Raw genomic sequence first — 23,656 nt, forward strand, 5'->3', positions numbered from 1 at the left:
CATGATTTCCATTCATCATATGCATGAAATATTCCGTCCACTGGCCGGTGCCAGTAACCCACATCTACAAACACTGCTACCGCGGCTGGTCAGGCGGCGTGTGCGACTGCAACCTTTTTGGCAACGACTGGAATTACCCGATGGGGATTTTGTCGACTTAGCCTGGAGTGAAAATCCTGAGCTGGCGCGCGATAAACCTAGGCTGGTGTTATTCCACGGTTTGGAAGGAAATTTTTACAGCCCCTATGCCCACGGTTTGCTGCGCGCATCCCAAGCCAAAGGGTGGTTGGGTGTGGTGATGCATTTTCGCGGATGCAGTGGCGAGCCAAATCGTAAGTCACGTATTTATCATTCCGGTGAAACAGAAGATGCCCGTTTTTTCCTGCGCTGGTTACGGGAAAATTATGGTCAGGCGCCTACCGCTGCCGTCGGCGTCTCATTAGGGGGCAATATGCTGGCCTGCTATTTGGCTGAACAAGGGCAGGATAGTCTGTTACAAGCCGCCGTCGTAGTTTCAGCCCCTCTCATGCTGGAGCCATGCGCAAACCGGATGGATCAAGGTTTTTCCCGCGTCTATCAGCGCTATTTACTCAACCAGTTAAAGCTGAATGCCACTCGCAAGCTACTGCATTACCCCGGTAGCTTGCCATTGGATCTGATTCAGTTGAAAGGATTACAGCGAATCAGAGATTTCGATGATGTGATAACAGCGAAAATACATGGCTTTAATGATGCCGTGGATTACTATCGCCGTTGCAGCGCCCTACCGCTGCTGCCGAAAATCACAACACCGCTGCTGATCATTCATGCCAAAGATGATCCTTTTATGACGGCCGAGGTTATCCCGAATCTGAGCGAGTTACCGGATAATATTGATTATCAACTCACTGAACATGGCGGCCATGTGGGTTTTGTTGGCGGCTCATTAAAACACCCACAAATGTGGCTGGAACAACGCATTCCCACTTGGCTTTCCCCTTATCTGGAGCAGCAGTCATGATGATTCCCTGGCAGCAAATCGACAGCGAAACGCTGGATAATTTGCTGGAAGCTTTTGTGTTACGTGAAGGCACTGATTACGGCGAACATGAGCGATCGTTAGCACAAAAAGTTGAGGACGTGCGTCGCCAATTGATGAGTGGAGAAGCGGTGCTCGTGTGGTCCGAGTTACATGAAACCATCAATATCATGCCACGCGGCGCATTTCGGGCCGGCGTCGAAGAGTCGCCATAATACTCACTGGGTCACGACGGCCTGCAAGTAAAAATCAGGGTGACAAGCCAGACACTTTGCCCTAAAAATAACCATTAACGATAAAAAAACAGGCAATTGCAGCCCGTCCACTCAATGGAGTTATAGCTAATATGTCAACTAAACATCCGGTTATCGCCGTTACCGGCTCAAGTGGCGCGGGGACGACAACGACCAGCTTGGCGTTTCGCAAAATTTTCCAGCAATTGAATATCCGTGCGGCACAAATTGAAGGCGATAGCTTCCATCGCTATACCCGCCCTGAAATGGATGCTGCCATCCGTAAAGCCCGGGATCAAGGCCGACATATTAGCTATTTTGGCCCAGAGGCCAATGACTTTGGTCAGTTAGAAGAAAGTGTTTCACAATACGGCGAGCATGGCACGGGTCGCTCACGTAAATATTTACATACCTATGATGAGGCTGTGCCCTATAACCAAGTTCCGGGCACTTTCACACCATGGGAGGCATTGCCGGAACCGACTGATGTCCTGTTTTATGAAGGGCTGCATGGCGGAGTCGTTACCGAGCATCATGATGTGGCTAAACACGTAGACTTATTGGTTGGTGTGGTGCCCATCGTCAATCTGGAGTGGATTCAGAAATTGGTGCGCGATACCGGCGAGCGCGGCCATTCTCGTGAAGCAGTGATGGATTCTGTGGTGCGCTCCATGGACGATTATATTAATTACATCACGCCGCAGTTCTCACGCACGCACATCAACTTCCAGCGCGTCCCCACCGTCGATACTTCTAACCCCTTCGCCGCCAAAGCCATTCCTTCACTGGATGAAAGTTTTGTTGTTATTCACTTTAGAGGTTTGGATCAAATCGATTTCCCCTATTTACTGGCGATGCTTCAAGGGTCATTTATATCGAACATCAATACGTTAGTCGTGCCCGGCGGGAAAATGGGGCTAGCAATGGAGCTGATTATGGCCCCGCTCGTCCAGCGACTATTGGAAGGTAAAAAGATTAATTAATATCCTTGGTACTTGAAGTCGCAACCAACATCTTCGCAGCTTCAAGTACGTAGGGTTTGCTTATGCGATTTCGCGGATTTCAAAACTGTGGGTAATTGTTGCCGCTTTTCCCAACATCAAAGAAACCGAGCAATATTTTTCAGCCGACAACTGAACAGCACGCTCAACAATTTTATCGGTCAGATCTTTGCCGCTGACAATAAAGTGTAGGTTGATTTGCGTAAACAAACGTGGCGCTTCTTCCCGGCGTTGTGAAGTTAAGGTCACTTCGCAATCACGCACATCGTTACGCCCTTTTTGCAAGATAGAAACAACATCAATTGCGCTACAGCCGCCTGCTGACATTAATAGCATTTCCATTGGGCTTGGTGCTTTGTCTCCCGCATTCCCATCCATCAAAACTTGATGACCTGAGGCGGATTCACCCAAAAATGTCAGCCCCTCAACCCACTTTACTCGTGCCTGCATAACTCTTGCTCCCGGTTAAATTTTCTATTTCAGACTACCCTTTCATTTACAAACTCGCAATGTAACCCGATGTTCATCATGCTGAAGCGATACAACACAAGACAGTCGCCTCATCCTGTGCTACAAACAGAATCGAAAGTGTTGTTTCTAGAATTAAATAGGGTAGCTTCTCAATACTCAGTGAAGGGTTTCTATCCGGTACGTATCTTGGCTATACCTTTCGGCAGTTGAGCAAATTAATATGCTAAGAGAAAGTGTATTTTATAAGCACGCCGCGCAGGGAACTCTGAGCCCTGTTAAGTTAGGCAGCGATAACAACAGAGGATAACAGCGAATGGTTCTCGGCAAGCCACAAACAGACCCGACTCTCGAATGGTTCCTGTCTCATTGCCATATCCACAAATATCCATCGAAGAGTACGCTAATTCACCAAGGTGAAAAGGCCGAAACGCTTTACTACATCGTGAAAGGCTCCGTTGCGGTGCTTATCAAAGATGAAGAAGGTAAAGAGATGATTCTCTCCTATTTAAACCAAGGGGATTTCATCGGCGAGCTTGGATTATTTGAAGAAGGCCAAGAACGCAGTGCTTGGGTTAGAGCAAAAACCGCCTGTGAAGTGGCTGAAATTTCTTACAAAAAATTCCGCCAGCTAATTCAGGTCAATCCAGATATTTTGATGCGCCTGTCTTCGCAAATGGCGAGTCGCTTACAGATTACGTCTGAGAAGGTGGGTAACCTCGCTTTCCTTGATGTGACTGGGCGCATTGCACAAACGCTGCTTAATCTGGCAAAACAACCTGATGCCATGACCCACCCAGATGGGATGCAGATTAAGATTACCCGCCAGGAAATTGGTCAAATAGTTGGCTGCTCCCGCGAAACTGTGGGGCGGATACTAAAAATGCTGGAAGATCAGAACCTGATCTCCGCACACGGTAAAACGATTGTCGTTTACGGCACTCGTTAATTCCCCATAAACCGGTGCCGATACCCTCGGCACCGGTTTTCTTCGCTGTATGATCAATAAATCTCTGGGGCCTAGATGAAGTGGCAACGGCTTATTTATCATCCTGAAGTGAACTATGCACTCCGCCAAACATTGGTTCTCTGCCTGCCTGCTGCACTGGGCTTTGCCATTGGCGATCTGCGGATGGGATTGATGTTCTCCCTGATACCCGCATGCTGTAATATTGCCTCGTTAGATACCCCACACCAGCATTTTTTCCGCCGCCTGATTATTGGCGGTGCGCTCTTTACCTTGTGCAGCTTCCTGACTCAACAGTTATTGTTGTGGGATATTCCACTGCCTTGGGTGATGTTGGGACTGGCATTGGTTCTGGGTGTTTCAGGGGCCATCAGCCCGCTCAATGGCCGCATGTTGCCTGCGGCGCTAATTGCTGCCATCTTCAGCCTGAGCATGGTGGGTCGCGCTCCCATCTGGCAAGCGCCATTAATGTGCGCCGTGGGGACCCTTTGGTACGGCGGTTTTACTTGGATTTGGTTCCGATTATGCAAAGACCAACCTATCCGCGAACCTTTGAGCCAGCTTTATCATTTATTGGCGGATTATTGCGATGCTAAATTCAGTTTGTTTGATCAGCATCTTGAGCCAGAAAAATCCCTACCGCCATTGCTCGACAGACAGCAAGGTATAATGGATAAAGTTAATCAGCTTTATCAGCAATTTAATCTGTTATCTAATGCGACGAAAACTGAACAAAAACGGCTAGTGAGCTTGTTCCAGATGGCGCTCGATTTACAAGAGCACATTACTGCGGCACTCAATCAGCCAGAAAAAGTGCAAGAGCTGATTGAGCAAACACCAATAATCACAGTTCTTCACCGCAATATGGATCAAATTTCGACCCAGATGCGAACCATTGCTGACGATATTCTCTATCACCATCGCGCTAAAGAACATTTCAGTGCTGGCAATGCGCTAGTCGAGCTGGAAGAGATTGCCCAACAACATCCAGACAATTCCGTGGCGCAATTTTGCTATTACCACATCAGCCATGTGACTCAAATCCTGAGTGATCGCCGCCCACAATATGACCGAGACTTGATGGCCAGCCAGTTATCCCAGCCTCTCTGGCCAGCATTTATCAGCTATTTATCGTTGAAATCCAGTCCATTGCGTGATGCGGCTCGTATGGGTGTCACTCTGGCAGCAGGGAGCTACATCGGTACGCTTATCCACTTACCTAAACCATACTGGATCTTGCTCACCATCATGCTGGTCACGCAAAACGGGTATAACGCGACCAAGATACGGATTCATCACCGTGCTATGGGGACGTTAATTGGGTTGATATTGGCGGCGGGTTTATTGCACTTGCAGATGCCGGAAGGGACAACCCTAAGCATCATGTTAGTCATCACCCTGCTCTGCTATCTGGTGCAACGCAAAAACTACGGTTTGTCCGTTATCGGCAGAACCATCACTACAGTGTATATCTTGCAGCTATTGACCGGAGAAGGGGCTGACTTCTTAGTTCCACGTTTACTCGATACCTTGATAGGCTGTGCTTTGGCCTTTGCCAGTGCCTTGTGGCTGTGGCCTCAGTGGCAAAGCGGCTTACTGCGTAAGAATGCGCATCAAGCACTTGATAGTTATCAGAAAATCTTACGCTTGCTACTGACACCTCATCCCAATATTGGCCAACTGGCCTATGAGCGACTTCAGGTGAATAAAACCAGTAACGCGGTGCTAAGTTCACTGAATCAGGCCATGCAAGAACCGGGATTTAATTCAAAATATTTGGCAGACATGCGGCTTTGGTCAACCCACAGTGAGCTTATTGTGGGGCATATCAATGAGATGACAATTCTGGTGCGAGAGCATCCACTAACCGAATCAGCGACCACCTCCGACAGTGCTCATAGCCTGATGAGCATCAAGGTGGCGCAGGATTATTTACAGTTATGTGAGATGGCAATTCAACAATGCCAAGAGCGGTTAGTATCGGATGACAGTGAGGGGAATAACGATTTTGTTCAAATGCCGGATATTGACCCTGACACGCAACTTTCTGAGATGGAACGTAATTTACGGCGCATTCTGTCACATCTCAGTGTGATGCATACTGTTTCATCATTAGCATGGCAACAACAGCCACACCACGGAATTTGGCGCAGCCGAAAGCTACGTGACAAAACATAAAAGCAAAAAGAGAGGCCAAGTGCCTCTCTTTTAATGCTTATCTTACTTCAGCTTAGTGTGTATCAACCAAACTGGCGATGGCTTTTTCCAAACACGCCATGCCTTGCTTGATATCCTCCAACTCAACCACCAGCGAAGGGGCCAAGCGCAATACATCCGGCCCGGCATTGAGGATCATGACGCCATTCGCTGCCGCTGCGGTCAGGAATTCCCGCGCACGCCCATGATATTGCGGCGTTAACTCTGCACCAATTAATAACCCCATGCCGCGGATATCTCCGAACACCGGATACCGGCTGTTGATATCTTGCAGAGCCTGTACAAACAGGCCGTGGCGCTGTTCGATGCCATCAAGTACTTCAGGGGTGTTGATGACATCCAATGCCGCTTCTGCGACCGCACAGGCCAGAGGATTGCCACCATAGGTGGTGCCATGCGTACCGACAGCCATCACTGATGCGATCTCTTCCGTGGTCAGCATCGCACTGACGGGGAAGCCGCCCCCCAGCGCTTTCGCCGTCGTGAGGATATCGGGGGTCACACCATAATGCATATAGGTAAACAACTTCCCGCTGCGGCCCATACCACTTTGCACTTCATCAAACACCAGCAGCGCTTTATGCTGATCACACAGATCGCGCACACCTTGCAGGAACTCTGCCGTAGCGGAGGTAATTCCGCCCTCGCCTTGAATTGGCTCAAGCACCACCGCACACGTGTGGTCATCCATAACGGCTTTTACCGCCGCCAAATCATTGAATGGCACATGGATAATATCGGCGGGTTTTGGGCCGAAGCCATCGGAGTACTTTGGCTGCCCACCAACAGAGACCGTAAAGAGGGTGCGACCGTGGAAGGCATTGTGAAAAGCAATGATTTTAGTTTTATAAGGGCTATGACGTTCGATGGCGTAATGGCGCGCCAGCTTAAAGGCTGCCTCATTCGCTTCACCGCCTGAGTTGGCAAAAAACACGCGGTCGGCAAAAGTCGCCTCAATCAATTTTTGTGCCAAACGCAGCGCAGGTTCGTTGGTGAAGACATTACTGGTATGCCAGAGAGTTTCCCCCTGCTGATGTAAAGCCTCAACCAGTTTAGGATGACAATGACCAAGAGCCGTCACTGCAATACCGCCAGCAAAATCAATGTATTCTTTGCCTTGCTGGTCCCATACACGGCTACCTTTCCCTTTTACCGGAATAAACTGCGCTGGTGCATAAACAGGCAAAATGACCTGATCAAATGTACTGCGATTTACTGCTAATTTATCTGCCATTGCGCGGTCCACCCTGATAAAAGATTTAGCTGCCAATTACTGACGCGTGAAAATATAATCACAAAATATGCATAAAAAATCACATGCAAGCAAACAAAAAAATCATTTTATGAAGGAGACTAACTCAACTGACTAATTTTTAAGGAAATTATCTAATAATTGATGACCCTGCTCACTGAGAATGCTTTCGGGATGGAACTGCACCCCCTCCAGCGGCAGCGTACGATGGCGAATGCCCATAATCTCATCCATCACCCCGTGTTGCTCTGTCCACGCCGTCAGCTCAAAACAATCGGGTAAAGAATCGGGGGCTATCACCAGAGAGTGATAGCGGGTTACCGTCAACGGTTGGTTAAGCCCACGAAAAACACCTTGACCGTTATGGCGAATTGCCGTGGTTTTGCCGTGCATCACTTGCCGCGCCCGCACAATACGCGCACCAAACGCCTGCCCCAAAGCCTGATGGCCCAGACACACTCCCAGTATGGGTAACTTACCGGCAAAATGACGAATAGCTGCGATAGAAATTCCAGCCTCGTTGGGGGTACAAGGGCCGGGGGAAATCACCAAATGAGTCGGTGATAAGTTTTCAATATCAGCCAGTTGTATTTCATCATTACGTTTCACTACCACCTCGGTGCCCAATTCACAAAAATATTGGTACAAGTTGTAGGTAAATGAGTCGTAATTATCGATCAATAACAGCATTTCATATCCAAAAAATGGTTAGCGTTTGCGCCCACCGGTAATTGACCCCAGAACTCCGCGCAAAATTTGCCGCCCCAGATCGCGAGCCATACTTTTGGCCGCCGTCTGGACGATACCATCACGCTTACCACCACGTGGGCCGGTTGAACCAAACAACAAATCATTCAGCCCATCCATCAAACCACCGCCCTCGTTTGCTGGTTGTTGAGGTGCCCCCGCGGGTCGGGAGGCTGATGTATCGCCTGCGGCGGCGTCACCCATGGTAGAGAAGCCGCCTGCGGATAACTTCTCATAAGCTGATTCGCGGTCCACCATTTCTTCGTAGCGACCATACAATGGCGAGTGATTAATGGCGTGATTTCGTGCTGCGGCATCCAATGCGCCCATTTTGGATTGCGGAGCAATCACCATAGCCCGTTCAACAACATTGGGCCGCCCTTTCTCATCAAGAAACGAAATGAGTGCTTCGCCAACACCAAGCTCGGTGATCACTTGTTCAGCACTGAATGCTGGATTGGCTCGCATGGTTTGTGCCGCAGCTTTCACCGCTTTTTGGTCTCGAGGGGTAAAAGCACGCAACGCATGCTGCACTCGGTTACCCAATTGCCCCAATATCTTATCAGGGATATCCAGTGGGTTTTGTGTCACGAAATAGATGCCAACCCCTTTTGAGCGAATTAGCCGCACCACTTGCTCGACTTTATCCACCAGCGCCGCAGGGGCATCAGTGAACAGCAAGTGGGCCTCGTCAAAGAAGAAGACCAACTTAGGCTTATCGACATCCCCCACTTCCGGCAATTGCTCGAAAAGTTCCGCCAGCAACCACAGCAGGAAAATGGCATACAGTTTGGGCTGATTGATGAGCCGGTCTGCCGCCAAAAGATTGATAACACCCTGCCCGTTGCCGTCAGTCTGCATTAAATCGTGAATATCCAGCATCGGTTCACCAAAGAATTGATTGGCACCCTGCTCTTCGAGGGTCAATAAACCGCGCTGAATAGCACCAATTGAGGCTGGCGTAATATTGCCGTATTGCGTGCGAAACTGTTTTGCATTGTCACCGACGTATTGCACGATAGCGCGCAAATCTTTCATGTCTAACAACAGTAGGCCGTTGTCGTCTGCAATCTTGAAGACCAGTTGCAATACACCGCTTTGCACTTCATTGAGATCAAGTAAACGCCCCAGCAGCAGTGGGCCGAGATCAGAAATGGTTGCCCGGATGGGGTGGCCTTTTTCAGCAAAAATATCCCAAGGCACAATAGGACATGCCTGTGGTTCCCAGTCAGTGATACCTATCGCGGCCAGCCGTGCTAGCAGTTTTTCTGACTCGACACCTTCCGCACCAATCCCAGATAAATCGCCTTTCACATCAGCCAGAAATACGGGTACGCCAATGCGAGAAAATTGCTCCGCCATTTTTTGTAAGGTAACGGTTTTACCTGTCCCCGTCGCTCCGGTAATCAAACCATGACGGTTTGCCAGTGCCGATAAAATGACTAAATCCTGTGCTGGTTGTGCTTTCGCGATAAGCAATGTTTCACTCATGGATCTTTACCCCAAGCTGAGTCAGATATTTGATTATAAGCAACCTATTTGGGCAGACGAGCTAATTTTCGGTGGGGATAGAATATTTACCCAAAGCCATTGGCGTTGCAGGTGGGCAGCAAGTGAACTTATCCCGATGAGCTTACAAACGTCAGTCATTCGGCTAAGTGGGCGTAGCTAACCCCCCGCAACGTCATGGACGAAGGATAATTTAGGGTAATACTTTTGCCGACAGAATAGTGATCGGCTTAACCGGCACATTCTGATACGGACCCACATTTTCGGTCTGAACCTGAGAGATTTTCTCTACTACGTCCATTCCCTTAACCACTTTGCCGAATACGGCATAACCAAAGTCACGCTGACCATGATCAAGGAAGGCGTTGTCCGCCACATTGATGAAGAACTGGCTGGTGGCGCTGTCTTTATCTGCGGTACGGGCCATAGAGATGGTGCCACGCAAATTGCGCAAGCCATTATCTGCTTCATTTTTGATGGGCGTTTTAGCAGTTTTCTGTTTGAAATCAGCCGTAAACCCGCCGCCCTGAACCATAAAGCCAGGAATGACACGGTGGAAAATGGTGTTGTTATAATAACCGTTGTTAACATAATCAACGAAGTTCTGTGTTGAAACCGGTGCCTTCTGGCTATTGAGCTCCAGCTCAATATTCCCAACTGACGTCGTTAATAACACATGAGGCTCACCGGCCGCTAAAGCAGCAGGCGCTACGGCGCTGAGGGAACAAAGGGCGATGAAGGTCACTAAAGTACGTTTGAACATTTACGGTTCCTTTCTGTGGGATGCGAACAGCGGAAAAGCGCTTTGATTCTAGAGAGCTACCCCGCTCAATGCCACCCATTTACGGATATTTACGTAACAGAATGCGCATTCTTGCTGAAAATCCGCAACTCAGGCAGATAAACAGTAAAACGGCGATTAATTAGCCAAAGTAAACCATATAGCTAATGACTGGCAGTAGTGAAATTCTGCGAGAGAGATCACGTCCTGCCTCTTTTTTTACCTCTTGCCTCACATTTTTGCGAGAAACATCGCATTTTGTTTCTGGTTAATCGTTAGTCTTCCAACCAAATGAGAGCGCTCTCATTTCTATTTTACCCATTTGGAGGCCTAAGATGAAAACCTTTAAAATTGCCATTATTGGTGGCGGCAGTAGCTATACCCCTGAGTTGGTTGATGGATTGATTCAACGTATTGACCAATTACCAGTCACCGAACTGGCTCTGGCTGATGTTGAGCTAGGTCGTCAAAAAGTGGAAATTATCGCGGCCCTAACGCGAAGAATGTTGGACCGCCATGGGTTGGATCAGGTGAAAGTCAGTGTTCACTTCTCCCTTGATACCGCTATCGAAGGGGCCAGTTTTGTTTTAACACAATTTCGTGTCGGCCAACTCCCTGCACGGGCAGCCGATGAGCGCTTGGGGCTAAAATATAATCTACTCGGCCAAGAAACTACGGGCGTAGGCGGCTTTGCCAAGGCGTTACGCACCATTCCGGTGATGCTCGATATCGCCGCACGCGTTGAAAAACTGGCCCCTGATGCTTGGATAATCAACTTCACCAATCCCGCCGGGATCGTGACTGAAGCGGTAACCCGCTATAGCAAAGCAAAAATCATCGGCCTGTGTAATGTGCCAATCAGCATGCACCATATGATTGCTAATTTACTGCAAGCACCGTATGAAGATATCCAACTGCGCTTTGCTGGCCTAAACCATATGGTCTGGGTGCATGAGGTTCTACAGCAGGGTAAGGATGTCACCGCCGATGTACTGGACATGCTGTGTGACGGTGCTTCGCTGACTATGAACAATATTAAAGAAGCGCCATGGCCGCCGGAGTTCCTGCGCGCAATGGGGGCGATTCCTTGCCCATACCATCGCTATTTTTACCAGACACAAGATATGCTGGCAGAAGAAAAGGCCGCCGCGGCTGAACGTGGTACGCGAGCAGAGCAAGTCATGCAAGTAGAAAAAGAGCTGTTTGACCTGTACGCTGACCCCCATCTGGACAGCAAACCTGAGCAACTGAGTTTCCGTGGCGGATCATTTTATTCCGAAGTCGCACTGGAACTTATTCGTGCAATTCATAATAATTTAGGTACGCAACTAGTTGTGAATACGACGAACCGGGGGGCGATTCGTGGCTTGTCTGATAGTTCAGTGGTAGAAACTAACTGTATTGTTGATGCGAAAGGTGCTCATCCACTCACTTTTGGCCCTTTACCGGTATCTATGCATGGACTCACTCAGCAAGTAAAAGCCTATGAACGTCTGACGATTGAAGCGGCTGTACATGGGGATCGCCGCAGTGCCTTGTTAGCGTTAGTGACTAATCCACTGATAGCTAACGCCAGTATTGCGCAACCGCTACTCGATGATGTTCTACAGGCAAATAAACCTTACTTGCCTCAGTTCACAGATCTGTAGCGATAAATTCATTATTGTGGCGGCTTTTATTTTTCACGGTCGCCTACGTTTCAACTTGGGAGTTAAAAATGGTAACACTGGAAGACGTCGCGGTATTAGCCGGGGTTTCCCGCGCTACGGTTTCCCGCGTGGTCAACGGTGATACCAATGTTAAAGCCCTGACTCGCGAAAAAGTCGAACAAGCCGTGGCAGTATTGGGATACACCCCCAATCCTGCTGCGCGCGCACTCGCTTCTAGCCAAAGCAATACGCTGGGGCTGGTGACCACCTCATATCGGGGGGGATTTTTTGGCGCACTGATGGATTTCGTGCAAACCGAAGCTGAATCTCAGGGTAAACAGTTGCTCGTGACTCAGGGGCGGGATAACGCAGATAAGGAGTGGCAGGCTATTCAGCGCCTGTATAACTTACGCTGCGACGGTTTAATTTTGCATGTCCGTTTTCTCAGTGACGAGAGATTACGCCAGCTCGCTACGGCTGGGCGGTCATTCGTCTTATTAGATAGGTTGGTTCCCGGCCTTGAAGCCCGTTGTGTCACTTTCGATCATCGTCGTGCCAGTCAAATGGCAACGCAGGTACTTATTGATGCTGGACACCGCCGCATTGCGTGCATCAGTGGTTCCGCCCAGCGCCATTCCAGTGAACTGCGTCGCCAAGGTTTTATTGACGCGATGCAATTGGCTGGTTTAGAACCTGTCGCCTGTGTGGAAGGGGTTTACGATCTGGAGAGTGGTCATCAGCGTGCTGATGAGATCCTTAAACAACCGCAACTGCCGACTGCCATTTATTGTTGTAACGAAGAAATGGCTATTGGTGCTTTGCTAGCGATTAATAAGCACCACTTGCAAGTGCCGCAAGATATTTCACTGCTTTGCTATGACAGTGGTGAGCGCGCCCCTTTTGTCAGCCCAGCATTAACCAGCTTGCATTTTCCCATCGTCGAAATGGCGCAATATGCCACACAATTACTGATTAACCCGCTCATTCCCCCCGTCAATTTCCCACCGGCCATCATCCAGCGCGATTCCGTTGCCCCACCTAAAATTTAAGGTGTTAATTTGTGACGCCTCACGATTATTCATAACTACATTTCATGTATTACATTAAAAGTTGGATGTAAATCACAAAAACTCACTATGCCTGTGCTAGGATCCGCGCCCTCAGTACTGAACTGGTTTGAACCCCATTTATGTATGTTCTTACTTATATTGTCTTAACACTATGCTGACACAGGCCCCATCTATGAATAACAGCAACCGCATTCGACTAACTTGGATCAGTTACTTTTCTTACGCCCTGACAGGTGCGTTAGTTATTGTCACCGGGATGGTGATGGGGAATATCGCAGAATATTTCAATCTGCCTATTGCCAGTATGAGTAACACATTTACGTTCCTTAACGCAGGTATCTTGATCTCTATTTTCCTCAATGCCTGGTTGATGGAAATCATTCCATTAAAGCGTCAGTTGGTGTTTGGTTTTATTCTGATGCTCATTGCCATTGCCGGATTGATGGTTGGCCATAGTCTGCTGGTCTTCTCCATCAGCATGTTTATCCTTGGGGTGGTCAGTGGGATCACCATGTCGATAGGCACCTTCTTGGTCACCCATATATATGAAGGCCGCCAACGCGGTTCACGCCTGCTGTTCACTGACTCATTTTTCAGCATGGCTGGGATGATTTTCCCGGTAGTAGCCGCCATGCTGCTGGCTCGCCATATTGAATGGTACTGGGTCTATGCATGTATTGGTTTACTGTATGTGGGGATTTTCGTGCTGACACTGTGCTCTGAATTCCCGGTTCTGGGCCATAAAGCTACTGACCAGAGCAAGCCTGTTGTGAAAGAGAAATGGGGCATTGGCGTACTGTTCCTGTCGATTGCCGCATTGTGTTATATCCTTGGACAACTCGGTTTCATCCAGTGGGTGCCTGAATACGCGACCAAAACCTTCAACATGGATATCAGCCAGGCAGGGCAATTGGTCAGTAATTTCTGGATCTCTTACATGATTGGGATGTGGGTATTCAGCTTTATCCTGCGCTTCTTCGACCTGCAACGTATCGTGACCATATTGGCGGCGCTGGCAACATTGGCGATGTATATGTTTGTCACTACCAATAACCCAGAACACCTGAGCTACTACATTCTGACGTTAGGTTTTGTCTCCAGTGCCATTTACACCACACTGATTACTCTGGGTTCACTGCAAACCAAGGTGTCTTCACCAAAACTGGTGAACTTCATTCTAACTTGCGGCACTGTTGGTACCATGCTCACTTTCGTGGTGACCGGCCCGATTGTGGCAAACAGTGGCGTTCATGCTGCACTGGCCACAGCCAATGGGCTGTATCTGACGGTATTTGTGATGTGTCTGATTCTTGGCTTCTTCACTAAACACCGCAGCCACGGTCACGTGACTCACTGATTGACCTGTTTTACTGCCCTACGATCCTTGTGGTTGTAGGGCACTCCCCGTCCTATTTGAAACTCATGTCTATTTGAAGTTAATGACTTCCTCTTGTCCCAAATATATTCGACTCTCTGCGGGTTGCGTCTTGGCGATCACCACACCATGACGAATTGAATAGCGTACTGGGACCTGCCGTCGTACCGCATCAAAACCACTGTCGGCGGGCAAAATAATCAGATTGGCGCTGTTGCCGGGTTGCACACCGTAATCCGATAAATTCAATGTTCTAGCACTGTGGGTGGTTATTAAATTCAGTCCATCATTGATTTGGCTGTATCCCATTAACTGGCAAATATGTAATCCCATATGTAGCACCTGCAACATATTGGCCGTGCCCAGTGGATACCACGGATCAAAGACATCGTCATGACCGAAACAGACATTAATCTCTGCCGCCAGCATCTCTTTAACTCGCGTAATACCGCGCCGCTTTGGATAAGTATCAAAGCGCCCTTGCAGATGAATGTTGACCAGCGGGTTAGCAACAAAGTTAATACCGGACATTTTCAACAAGCGGAATAATCGAGAAGCATAAGCGCCATTATAGGAATGCATTGCCGTGGTGTGGCTGGCGGTCACTCTCGCCCCCATGTTTTCCCGATGCGCCAATGCCGCCACGGTTTCAACAAAACGCGACTGTTCATCATCAATTTCATCACAATGCACATCCACCAGCCGCTGGTATTTTTGCGCCAGAGCAAAAGCAATGTGCAGTGATTCGACGCCATATTCGCGGGTAAATTCGAAGTGAGGAATGGCACCGACCACATCAGCACCCAGCCGCAGTGCTTCTTCCAGTAATGCCGCACCATCTGGATAGGAAAGAATTCCTTCTTGTGGGAACGCGACAATTTGCATATCGACCCACGGGCTGACTTCTTCTTTGACTTCCAGCATGGCACTCAGCGCCGTTAAGCTGGGATCTGACACATCCACATGGGTACGTACATGCTGAATTCCGTTGGCAATTTGCCATTTCAGTGTTTGCCATGCGCGCTGTTTAACATCTTCACGGGTCAGCATGGCTTTGCGCTCCGCCCAGCGCTCTATGCCCTCAAACAGAGTACCAGACTGGTTCCAACTTGGTTGCCCTGCGGTTTGGGTCGTATCCAGATGAATATGTGGCTCAATAAATGGCGGTAATGCCAACCCCCCCAATGCATCCAATACGCCAGTACCGCTAGCAAGCTGTTCCGGCTGTGGGGAAATGGCAGTAATCTTGCCGTCTGCAATGGCTATCTGCCATAACCCGACTTGCCCAACAAGACGCACATTATTGATTGTGGTGACTAAATGATGCTGTAAACATTGGCCCGCCATCGATGCCTCCAATATGAGTTAGTACTCTCGTCATCATAGATGAGTTATTGGCTTTAGCTTACCCCACTCACCGCAACTCGCCCGATTTTCTTTAAATAAAACACCATTTCAAAACTGAATCCATTCAGCTAAAGATGAGTAAAATCCGCAACTTATAAAAAACGTTAAAAATCATGCATCTACCACCTTAGAGGTATATAGGAGGCTAATTGATTTACATCAATAAATACGCTGTGTGGAAGATTAATGTGAGGGTAGAAAACTAAAATTTGAGGCAAAAATGAGCAAAGTCAAACTTGCCATCATCGGCAACGGTATGGTCGGCCACCGCTTTATTGAAGACCTATTGGATAAAGCAGATAAAGACCAATTTGAGATAACCGTATTTTGCGAAGAGCCACGCATCGCTTATGACCGGGTTCATCTTTCATCTTACTTTTCCCATCATACAGCTGAAGAACTGTCACTGGTTCGCGAAGGCTTTTATGAAAAACACGGTGTCAAAGTGCTGGTTGGTGAACGTGCCATTACCATCAACCGCACTGAGAAAGTTATCCATTCCAACAGCGGCCGTACTCTGTATTACGACAAGCTGATTATGGCAACGGGTTCTTACCCGTGGATCCCGCCCATTAAAGGTAGCGAGGGACAAGACTGCTTTGTCTATCGCACCATTGAAGATTTGAATGCCATCGAAGCTTGTACCCGCCGCAGTAAACGCGGGGCCGTCATTGGCGGCGGGCTGTTAGGGTTAGAGGCCGCAGGTGCGCTGAAAAGCTTGGGCGTTGAAACCCATGTGATTGAGTTTGCGCCCGTTTTAATGGCCGAACAGCTTGATCCGATGGGGGGCGACCAATTGCGCCAGAAAATTGAGCGCATGGGGGTGAAAGTCCACACCGGAAAAAATACCCAAGAGATTGTTCACTCGGGTAAAAACAGCCGCAAAACTATGCTGTTTGCCGATGGTACACAACTGGAAGTCGATTTCATCGTCTTCTCCACCGGTATTCGTCCACAAGACAAGCTGGCTCATCAATGCGGTTTAGCCACAGCACGCCGTGGTGGTATCGCCATTAATGACTATTGCCAGACTTCCGACCCAGATGTGTACGCCATTGGCGAATGTGCATCCTGGCAAGAACGCACTTTCGGGTTGGTCGCGCCAGGATACAAAATGGCACAAGTGACTGCCGACCATTTGCTGGGCCGCGAGAATGCTTTCCACGGTGCGGATATGAGCGCCAAACTGAAACTGCTGGGAGTTGATGTCGGCGGGATTGGTGATGCTCATGGCCGTACTGAAGGCGCCCGTAGCTATGTTTATCTGGATGAAAGTAAAGAAATTTATAAGCGTTTAGTGGTCAGTGCCGATAATAAGACCCTGTTAGGGGCCGTGCTGGTGGGTGATACCAGTGATTACGGCAATCTGCTGCAACTGGCTCTGAACAACATTGAGCTACCAGAAAACCCAGATAGCCTGATTTTACCCGCTCATGCTGGCAGCAAACCGGCGATGGGGGTTGATTCTCTGCCGGATACTGCACAAATTTGTTCCTGTTTTGACGTCACCAAAGGCGACATCATTCAAGCTATTGGTCAGGGCTGCCATACCGTTGCTGCGCTGAAATCCGCCACTAAAGCGGGTACGGGTTGCGGTGGCTGTATCCCACTGGTCACTCAAGTATTAAATGCAGAGCTTAGTAAACAAGGTATTGAAGTTAATCACCATTTATGTGAGCACTTCGCCTATTCTCGCCAAGAGCTATACCACCTGATTCGCGTCGAGGGGATTAAGAGCTTCGATGCTTTGCTGGAAAAATATGGCAAAGGTTACGGCTGCGAAGTGTGTAAACCGACCATCGGTTCGTTGCTGGCATCCTGCTGGAATGACTACATTTTAGCTCCGCAGCACATGCCATTGCAGGACACCAACGACAACTTCCTCGGCAATATCCAAAAAGACGGTACCTACTCGGTCATTCCGCGATCACCGGGCGGCGAGATCACGCCAGATGGCCTGTTAGCCATTGGCCGTATCGCCAAACAATACAATTTGTACACCAAACTGACCGGTTCTCAGCGAGTGGGGATGTTTGGCGCACAGAAAGATGACCTGCCGGCAATTTGGGCGCAACTGATTGAAGCGGGCTTTGAGACCGGGCATGCCTATGCCAAAGCATTGCGCATGGCGAAAACCTGTGTCGGTAGCACTTGGTGCCGCTATGGTGTGGGTGACAGCGTCGGCTTTGGTGTCGCGCTAGAGCATCGCTACAAAGGCATTCGTACACCACACAAAATGAAATTTGGGGTCTCTGGCTGTACCCGTGAATGTTCTGAAGCACAGGGTAAAGATGTGGGGATCATTGCTACCGAAAATGGCTGGAACCTGTATGTCTGCGGTAACGGTGGGATGAAGCCACGTCATGCGGACTTACTGGCGGCGGATCTCGATGAAGAGACTCTGATGCGCTACCTCGACCGCTTTATGATGTTCTATATCCGTACTGCCGATAAACTGCAACGCACCTCGGTTTGGCTGGAAAGCCTCGAAGGCGGTATTAACTACCTACGCGCCGTGATAATCGACGACAAACTGGGCATCAACGAGCAGTTAGAAACCGATATTGCCCGCCTGCGCGACAAAGTGACCTGCGAATGGAAAGCCACTGTCGAGAACCCTGCGGCACAAGTGCGTTTCGCCCACTTTATTAACAGCCCGCTACGCGACCCAAATGTACAAGTGGTGCGTGAGCGCGAACAACATCGCCCGGCACGCCCAGATGAACGCATCCCTGTCCGGGTACTGGAACTGGAGGATAACCTATGAGTCAGTGGATCCCACTTTGCCCATTAAACAACATTTTACCCGGTAGCGGTGTGTGTGGCCTGATTGGTGAGCATCAAGTCGCGGTTTTCCGCCCTTACGCTGACGAGCAGGTCTTCGCCATCAGCAATATCGACCCTTTTGCACAAGCTAGCGTGCTGTCTCGTGGGTTAATTGCCGAGCATCAAGGCGATTTATGGGTTGCCAGTCCACTGAAAAAGCAGCACTTCCGATTACATGATGGTTTGTGTATGGAAGATGAAACTCGCTCGGTTGCCCATTATGACGTGCGAGTCCGTGACGGCATTGTGCAAGTGAAATCCTGATAAATAACGGAAAAATCCAACTATAGCGGATTTAGACAACATAACTTTTGGACACATCCAATGTATAGCGACACCATCAATAAATGCGCGGCCAATGCGGCCCGAATCGTCAAACTGGCCAAAGAAAGCCCGTTAGGTTTTTGGATTGGCTCCGCCATGGCCGGTGCCTATGTTGGCCTTGGTATTATTCTGATTTTCACACTGGGTAACTTAATCGATCCCGCCTATCGTCCATTAGTGATGGGGGCAACTTTTGGTCTGGCGCTGACCTTGGTGATCATCGCCGGTTCTGAGTTATTCACCGGCCACACCATGTTCCTGACTTTCGGGGTTAAAGCCGGCACCATTAAATCCAGCCAGATGTGGGCGGTATTACCACAAACGTGGCTGGGGAACTTACTGGGTTCTGTTTTTGTCGCTCTGCTCTACTACTACGGTGGCGGCAGTTTACTTCCGGTTGACACTAGTTTGGTGCACACCGCCGCGCTGGCAAAAACCTCTGCGCCGGCTATGACCTTATTCTTCAAAGGTGTACTATGTAACTGGCTGGTTTGTCTGGCGATCTGGATGGCAATTCGTGTTGAAGGTGCAGCGAAATTTATCGCTATCTGGTGGTGTTTGCTGGCCTTTATTGCCTCTGGCTATGAACACTCCGTCGCCAACATGACCCTGTTCGCATTGTCTTGGTTTGGCAATCACAGCGAGGCTTACACCTTAAGTGGTATTGGCCACAACCTGCTGTGGGTCACGCTGGGGAACACCCTGTCTGGGGCTGTATTTATGGGGCTGGGCTACTGGTATGCCACCCCACGAGATCAGCGCCCACAACCTGCGGCAATCAATACACCACAGGCGGTTAAGCAGTAATAACTATGAATAACCAGCCCGCAGGGGCTGGTTTTGCCACACGCGGCCTTAACTTGAAGGATTGCCGATGGACTACTTCCCGATTTTCTGCCAACTGCAACACAAAGCCTGCCTGCTGGTCGGTGGTGGTGAAGTTGCTGAACGTAAAGCCCGCCTGCTGCTGGATGCGGGTGCCGCCGTCACCGTCAATGCTTGCGAATTTACACCGCAATTTTACGATTGGGCGGATGAGGGGAAACTTTCATTGGTTCATGGTGAGTTTTCGCCCGAACTGCTGGCTGAAAAGTGGCTGGTCATTGCGGCAACGGATCAAGTGGCCGTCAACGCATTAGTTTACCAAAGTGCCAACCAGCAGCGGGTATTTTGTAATGTGGTCGATGACCCCAAACGCACCAGCTTTATCATGCCGTCGATCATTGACCGCTCTCCTATCATGATTGCCATCTCTTCCGGCGGTAAAGCACCAGTATTGGCCCGACTACTGCGGGAAAAACTTGAAGCCATACTGCCACAACATTTGGGGCAACTGGCACAGTTGGCGGGCAATTTGCGCCAGCGTGTGAAACAACATTTTGCTGCAATGGTGGATCGACGCCGTTTTTGGGAAAAATTGCTAACCCATGACCGTTTGGCGCAATCACTGGCAAATGAGGATCAAGGACAAGTTGAGAAGCACATTGAGCAGTTATTTAACGCCCCACTGGCGGATCGTGGAGAAGTGGTGTTAGTTGGCGCGGGACCGGGCGATGCGGGTTTACTCACCTTGAAAGGTTTGCAGCAAATTCAGCAAGCCGATGTGGTGGTGTATGACCGGTTGGTTTCTGATGAAGTGATGAATCTGGTGCGCCGCGATGCCGAGCGGATTTTTGTTGGCAAATCATCGGGCCGCCACACTGTCCCTCAAGAGCAAATTAATCAAATTTTGTTGCAGCAAGCGCAGCAAGGAAAACGTGTGGTGCGCTTAAAAGGCGGCGACCCGTTTATTTTTGGTCGTGGTGGCGAGGAGTTGGAAACGCTAGCGAACGAGAATATTCCATTTTCAGTGGTTCCGGGCATCACCGCCGCTTCTGGCTGTTCTGCCTACAGTGGCATCCCACTGACTCACCGCGATCATGCACAAAGTGTACGGCTGATTACTGGCCACGCCAAGAAAGACAGTCAGTTAGATTGGGCTAATTTGGCGGCAGAAAAACAAACGCTGGTGTTCTATATGGGGCTATCGCAAGCCGGCGAGATCCAGCAGCAATTGATTCGACACGGCATGTCAGCCACAACACCGGTAGCGCTGGTTGAAAATGGTACTTCGCGACATCAGCGAGTTGTTAGTGGCGAACTGAGTCAATTGGCATTGCTTTCCCAGCAAGTGTGCAGCCCCAGCCTGATTATTGTTGGTAGCGTCGTCAGCTTACGTGAAAAACTGAATTGGTTTTCTAGTGCTGAACACGGTAAAGCCAAGGTAAAAGAAGCGGCTGAAAGCGTGGGTTAAGCGGAGTAAAGCAAGAAGGGGGAGTGCTCCCCCTTCAGATGATTTATTGACGAGCGCGTTTGACCTTACGGATGCGCGACAAAACCGATAGCTTCGTACACTTTCGCCAATGTATCTTGTGCTCGAGTACGTGCTTTCGCCGCCCCTTCACGCATCACTTCCTGCAAGAAGGCCTCGTCTTCACGATAAGTGTGATAACGCGCCTGCAACTCACTCAGCATGCCAGAAACCGCTTCAGCAACCGCACCTTTTAAATGACCATACATTTGGCCTTCAAACTGTGCTTCCAATTCAGTAATAGATTGGCCAGTTACACCAGACAGAATATCCAGCAAGTTAGAAACACCGGCTTTCTTCTCAGTGTCGTAGCGAATAACCGCGGGTTCGTCAGAATCGGTCATGGCGCGTTTAATCTTTTTCACGACTGACTTAGGATCTTCCAGTAATTCGATGACGTTATTACGGTTATCATCCGATTTAGACATTTTTTTGGTCGGATCCTGCAGCGACATTACTCGTGCACCGGCTTTAGGAATAAATGGCTCAGGAATTTTAAAGATATCGCCATACAGATTATTAAAGCGGTTGGCGATATCGCGGCTCAATTCCAGATGTTGTTTCTGGTCTTCACCTACCGGCACCTGATTAGTCTGATACAGCAAAATATCGGCCGCCATCAATACCGGGTAATCAAATAAACCGGCGTTAATGTTCTCAGCATAGCGAGCAGACTTATCTTTGAACTGGGTCATACGGCTCAATTCACCGAAATAGGTATAGCAATTCAGCGCCCAGCTCAGTTGAGAGTGCTCTGGCACATGAGATTGCACAAAAATGGTACTTTTCTTTGGATCAATGCCGCATGCCAGATAGAGAGCCAGAGTGTCTAAGGTTCTCTTTCTGAGTAATGCCGGATCTTGACGAGCAGTAATGGCATGCAGGTCAACGATGCAATAGATGCAATCATAATCATCTTGCATCTGTACCCACTGACGCAGTGCACCCATGTAATTGCCAATGGTCAATTCGCCGGACGGCTGCGCGCCGCTAAATACGATAGGCTTTATTGATTTATCGGATATAGCTGATTCAGTGGGTTTACTCATTTTATACTTCCTGATCTTTTAAAGATGACAGCCCGATGGCGGGCAACAGATCGGCAAAGTGATCCAGCACACAGTCCGGATGACTGGTGGCAATAGCTTCGCCGTAGTTATATCCATAGGTTAACCCAATACTTGGGCAACCCGCCGCCTGCGCGGCCATAATGTCATTACGCGAATCACCGACAAACAGCATTTCATGGGCGCGTAAGCCGAGTTTAGCCAATAACAAATACAGAGGGGCCGGATGGGGTTTCTTCACTACCACGTCGTCACCGCCGATAATGACGGAGAAATAATCGGCAATACCCAGTGACGCCAACAGCGGGGCAACAAACGGTGTAGGCTTATTGGTAATCAGCCCCATAGGCAAGCCAACGGCGGCCAGTTGTTCCAAGGTGGCTTTCACCTGTGGGAATAGCTGGCTTCCCTGCTCAACCGTCTTAGCATAATAATGGTCAAACAACTCGCGCATATGGGCAACCGCCTGCACATCTGGCTCACGGCCAGCCCAACGCAAAGCCCGCTCAACTAAGACATCAGCGCCATTACCAATCCAGGTCGACACCAAATCTTTACCGGCTGCCGGTAAGCCTTGGTGCTGCAACGCCATATCAATCGCACTGGCAAGACCCGGCGCACTATCGACTAACGTGCCATCTAGATCAAAAGCCACACCACGGATCGAATCAAATTTAGCCATTGGCAGACATCGCCAATTCACTGCGCATTGCATCAATGACCGCAGCATAATCTGGCTGATTAAAAATAGCGGATCCGGCGACAAACATATCCGCACCGGCGTCGGCTATTTGACGAATATTCTCTACCTTCACCCCGCCATCCACTTCTAAACGAATATCATAGCCGCTGTCATCAATGAGTTTACGCACTTGGCGTAACTTATTCAGCGTCTCGGGAATAAATGACTGCCCACCAAAACCTGGGTTTACCGACATCAACAAAATGACATCCAGCTTATCCATCACATAATCAAGATAGCTCAGAGGCGTGGCTGGGTTGAACACCAAGCCCGCCTTACAGCCACTCTCTTTGATGAGCTGCAAAGTGCGGTCAACATGTTCAGAGGCCTCTGGATGGAATGAAATATAGGTGGCTCCTGCTTTGGCAAAATCCGGGACAATACGGTCAACCGGTTTTACCATCAGATGCACATCAATCGGCGCAGTAATACCATAATCACGCAACGCCTTGCATACCATCGGGCCGATGGTCAGGTTAGGAACGTAATGATTGTCCATCACATCAAAATGCACAACATCAGCACCGGCGGCCAGCACCTTCTCAGTGTCTTCGCCCAAACGAGCAAAATCAGCTGACAGAATAGACGGGGCAATTAAAAACTTTTTCATCCGCTTCTCCAAACATGTCTCTTTGTTTTATGAAATGCCGGCA

Annotated in this window: 21 protein-coding genes; 12 read left to right on the forward strand and 9 right to left on the reverse strand. The window is 49.2% G+C overall.

The features are described from left to right. The first annotated feature begins 19 nt into the window (after window positions 1–19). The 3 genes from HUZ92_RS08980 to HUZ92_RS08990 all read left to right on the forward strand — a co-directional run bounded on the left by HUZ92_RS08980 (window position 20) and on the right by HUZ92_RS08990 (window position 2,234). Window positions 20–1,000 (forward strand): hydrolase, encoded by a 981-nt coding sequence (locus HUZ92_RS08980; RefSeq protein ID WP_050099624.1) that lies wholly within the window; start codon window positions 20–22, stop codon window positions 998–1,000. Next, window positions 997–1,233 carry a YheU family protein gene (locus HUZ92_RS08985; protein ID WP_050099579.1) on the forward strand — a complete coding sequence of 79 codons (237 nt, stop codon included), beginning with the start codon at window positions 997–999 and terminating at the stop codon, window positions 1,231–1,233. Before HUZ92_RS08980 ends, HUZ92_RS08985 begins: the two co-directional genes overlap by 4 nt. 131 nt (window positions 1,234–1,364) lie before the next feature. Beyond that, on the forward strand, window positions 1,365–2,234 hold the full coding sequence (locus HUZ92_RS08990) for a phosphoribulokinase (protein ID WP_050099578.1): 870 nt from the start codon (window positions 1,365–1,367) through the stop codon (window positions 2,232–2,234). A 60-nt stretch (window positions 2,235–2,294) separates the two neighbouring features. Here HUZ92_RS08990 and HUZ92_RS08995 read toward each other — a convergent pair whose 3' ends face one another. Continuing rightward, window positions 2,295–2,702, reverse strand: a complete 408-nt coding sequence (locus HUZ92_RS08995; protein WP_050099577.1) for an OsmC family protein — start codon at window positions 2,700–2,702, stop codon at window positions 2,295–2,297. A 334-nt stretch (window positions 2,703–3,036) separates the two neighbouring features. Between HUZ92_RS08995 and crp the strand changes: the two genes are divergently transcribed. Both crp and HUZ92_RS09005 read left to right on the forward strand, forming a co-directional pair. After that, on the forward strand, window positions 3,037–3,669 hold the full coding sequence (gene crp, locus HUZ92_RS09000; RefSeq protein WP_005186183.1) for a cAMP-activated global transcriptional regulator CRP: 633 nt from the start codon (window positions 3,037–3,039) through the stop codon (window positions 3,667–3,669). 75 nt (window positions 3,670–3,744) lie between these two features. After that, window positions 3,745–5,865: a YccS/YhfK family putative transporter gene (locus HUZ92_RS09005; RefSeq protein WP_145579488.1), complete on the forward strand. Its 2,121-nt coding sequence runs from the start codon at window positions 3,745–3,747 to the stop codon at window positions 5,863–5,865. Between the two features lie 52 nt (window positions 5,866–5,917). On the opposite strand, the gene argD is transcribed toward HUZ92_RS09005, so the two are convergent. The 4 genes from argD to ppiA form a co-directional block, all read right to left on the reverse strand. Next, on the reverse strand, window positions 5,918–7,138 hold the full coding sequence (argD, locus tag HUZ92_RS09010) for a bifunctional acetylornithine/succinyldiaminopimelate transaminase (protein WP_050099575.1): 1,221 nt from the start codon (window positions 7,136–7,138) through the stop codon (window positions 5,918–5,920). 132 nt (window positions 7,139–7,270) lie between these two features. Beyond that, complete coding sequence (locus HUZ92_RS09015; protein WP_050099574.1) at window positions 7,271–7,846, reverse strand: aminodeoxychorismate synthase component II; 576 nt, start codon at window positions 7,844–7,846, stop codon at window positions 7,271–7,273. A gap of 18 nt (window positions 7,847–7,864) precedes the next feature. After that, a complete protein-coding gene (locus tag HUZ92_RS09020) occupies window positions 7,865–9,394 on the reverse strand; it encodes a helicase HerA-like domain-containing protein (RefSeq protein ID WP_050099573.1) in 1,530 nt (509 codons plus the stop codon). 211 nt (window positions 9,395–9,605) lie between these two features. Beyond that, on the reverse strand, window positions 9,606–10,175 hold the full coding sequence (gene ppiA / locus HUZ92_RS09025; protein ID WP_050099572.1) for a peptidylprolyl isomerase A: 570 nt from the start codon (window positions 10,173–10,175) through the stop codon (window positions 9,606–9,608). 353 nt (window positions 10,176–10,528) lie between these two features. Between ppiA and HUZ92_RS09030 the strand changes: the two genes are divergently transcribed. The 3 genes from HUZ92_RS09030 to tsgA all read left to right on the forward strand — a co-directional run bounded on the left by HUZ92_RS09030 (window position 10,529) and on the right by tsgA (window position 14,269). Further along, window positions 10,529–11,842, forward strand: a complete 1,314-nt coding sequence (locus tag HUZ92_RS09030; RefSeq protein ID WP_050099571.1) for a 6-phospho-beta-glucosidase — start codon at window positions 10,529–10,531, stop codon at window positions 11,840–11,842. Window positions 11,843–11,910: 68 nt separating this feature from the next. Next, window positions 11,911–12,891 carry a LacI family DNA-binding transcriptional regulator gene (locus HUZ92_RS09035; protein WP_050099570.1) on the forward strand — a complete coding sequence of 327 codons (981 nt, stop codon included), beginning with the start codon at window positions 11,911–11,913 and terminating at the stop codon, window positions 12,889–12,891. 193 nt (window positions 12,892–13,084) lie between these two features. After that, window positions 13,085–14,269 (forward strand): MFS transporter TsgA, encoded by a 1,185-nt coding sequence (gene tsgA, locus HUZ92_RS09040; RefSeq protein WP_050099569.1) that lies wholly within the window; start codon window positions 13,085–13,087, stop codon window positions 14,267–14,269. Between the two features lie 69 nt (window positions 14,270–14,338). Here tsgA and HUZ92_RS09045 read toward each other — a convergent pair whose 3' ends face one another. After that, window positions 14,339–15,634, reverse strand: coding sequence for a cytosine deaminase (locus HUZ92_RS09045; protein WP_050139998.1), 1,296 nt, complete (start codon window positions 15,632–15,634; stop codon window positions 14,339–14,341). Window positions 15,635–15,914: 280 nt separating this feature from the next. Here HUZ92_RS09045 and nirB point away from each other — a divergent pair, with 280 nt between their 5' ends. The 4 genes from nirB to cysG all read left to right on the forward strand — a co-directional run bounded on the left by nirB (window position 15,915) and on the right by cysG (window position 21,137). Further along, window positions 15,915–18,461, forward strand: a complete 2,547-nt coding sequence (gene nirB / locus HUZ92_RS09050; RefSeq protein WP_050139999.1) for a nitrite reductase large subunit NirB — start codon at window positions 15,915–15,917, stop codon at window positions 18,459–18,461. Next, window positions 18,458–18,784: a nitrite reductase small subunit NirD gene (gene nirD, locus HUZ92_RS09055; RefSeq protein WP_145579489.1), complete on the forward strand. Its 327-nt coding sequence runs from the start codon at window positions 18,458–18,460 to the stop codon at window positions 18,782–18,784. Before nirB ends, nirD begins: the two co-directional genes overlap by 4 nt. 60 nt (window positions 18,785–18,844) lie before the next feature. Continuing rightward, on the forward strand, window positions 18,845–19,651 hold the full coding sequence (nirC, locus tag HUZ92_RS09060) for a nitrite transporter NirC (protein WP_050099565.1): 807 nt from the start codon (window positions 18,845–18,847) through the stop codon (window positions 19,649–19,651). Window positions 19,652–19,718: 67 nt separating this feature from the next. Then, window positions 19,719–21,137 carry a siroheme synthase CysG gene (gene cysG / locus HUZ92_RS09065; RefSeq protein WP_145579490.1) on the forward strand — a complete coding sequence of 473 codons (1,419 nt, stop codon included), beginning with the start codon at window positions 19,719–19,721 and terminating at the stop codon, window positions 21,135–21,137. A gap of 65 nt (window positions 21,138–21,202) precedes the next feature. On the opposite strand, the gene trpS is transcribed toward cysG, so the two are convergent. Genes trpS through rpe form a run of 3 tightly spaced genes read right to left on the reverse strand, consistent with a single transcriptional unit; the run spans window position 21,203 to window position 23,613 of the window. Then, window positions 21,203–22,243, reverse strand: coding sequence for a tryptophan--tRNA ligase (trpS, locus tag HUZ92_RS09070; protein WP_050099563.1), 1,041 nt, complete (start codon window positions 22,241–22,243; stop codon window positions 21,203–21,205). 1 nt (window position 22,244) lies between these two features. Next, window positions 22,245–22,943: a phosphoglycolate phosphatase gene (locus HUZ92_RS09075; protein ID WP_050295741.1), complete on the reverse strand. Its 699-nt coding sequence runs from the start codon at window positions 22,941–22,943 to the stop codon at window positions 22,245–22,247. Continuing rightward, entirely contained in the window at window positions 22,936–23,613 is a 678-nt protein-coding gene (rpe, locus tag HUZ92_RS09080) for a ribulose-phosphate 3-epimerase (protein WP_050099561.1), read from the reverse strand. The genes HUZ92_RS09075 and rpe overlap by 8 nt, the downstream gene beginning before the upstream one ends. Window positions 23,614–23,656 lie beyond the last annotated feature (43 nt).

This window comes from Yersinia vastinensis (assembly GCF_902726565.1).
In the GTDB taxonomy this organism is placed as follows: Bacteria; Pseudomonadota; Gammaproteobacteria; order Enterobacterales; family Enterobacteriaceae; genus Yersinia; species Yersinia vastinensis.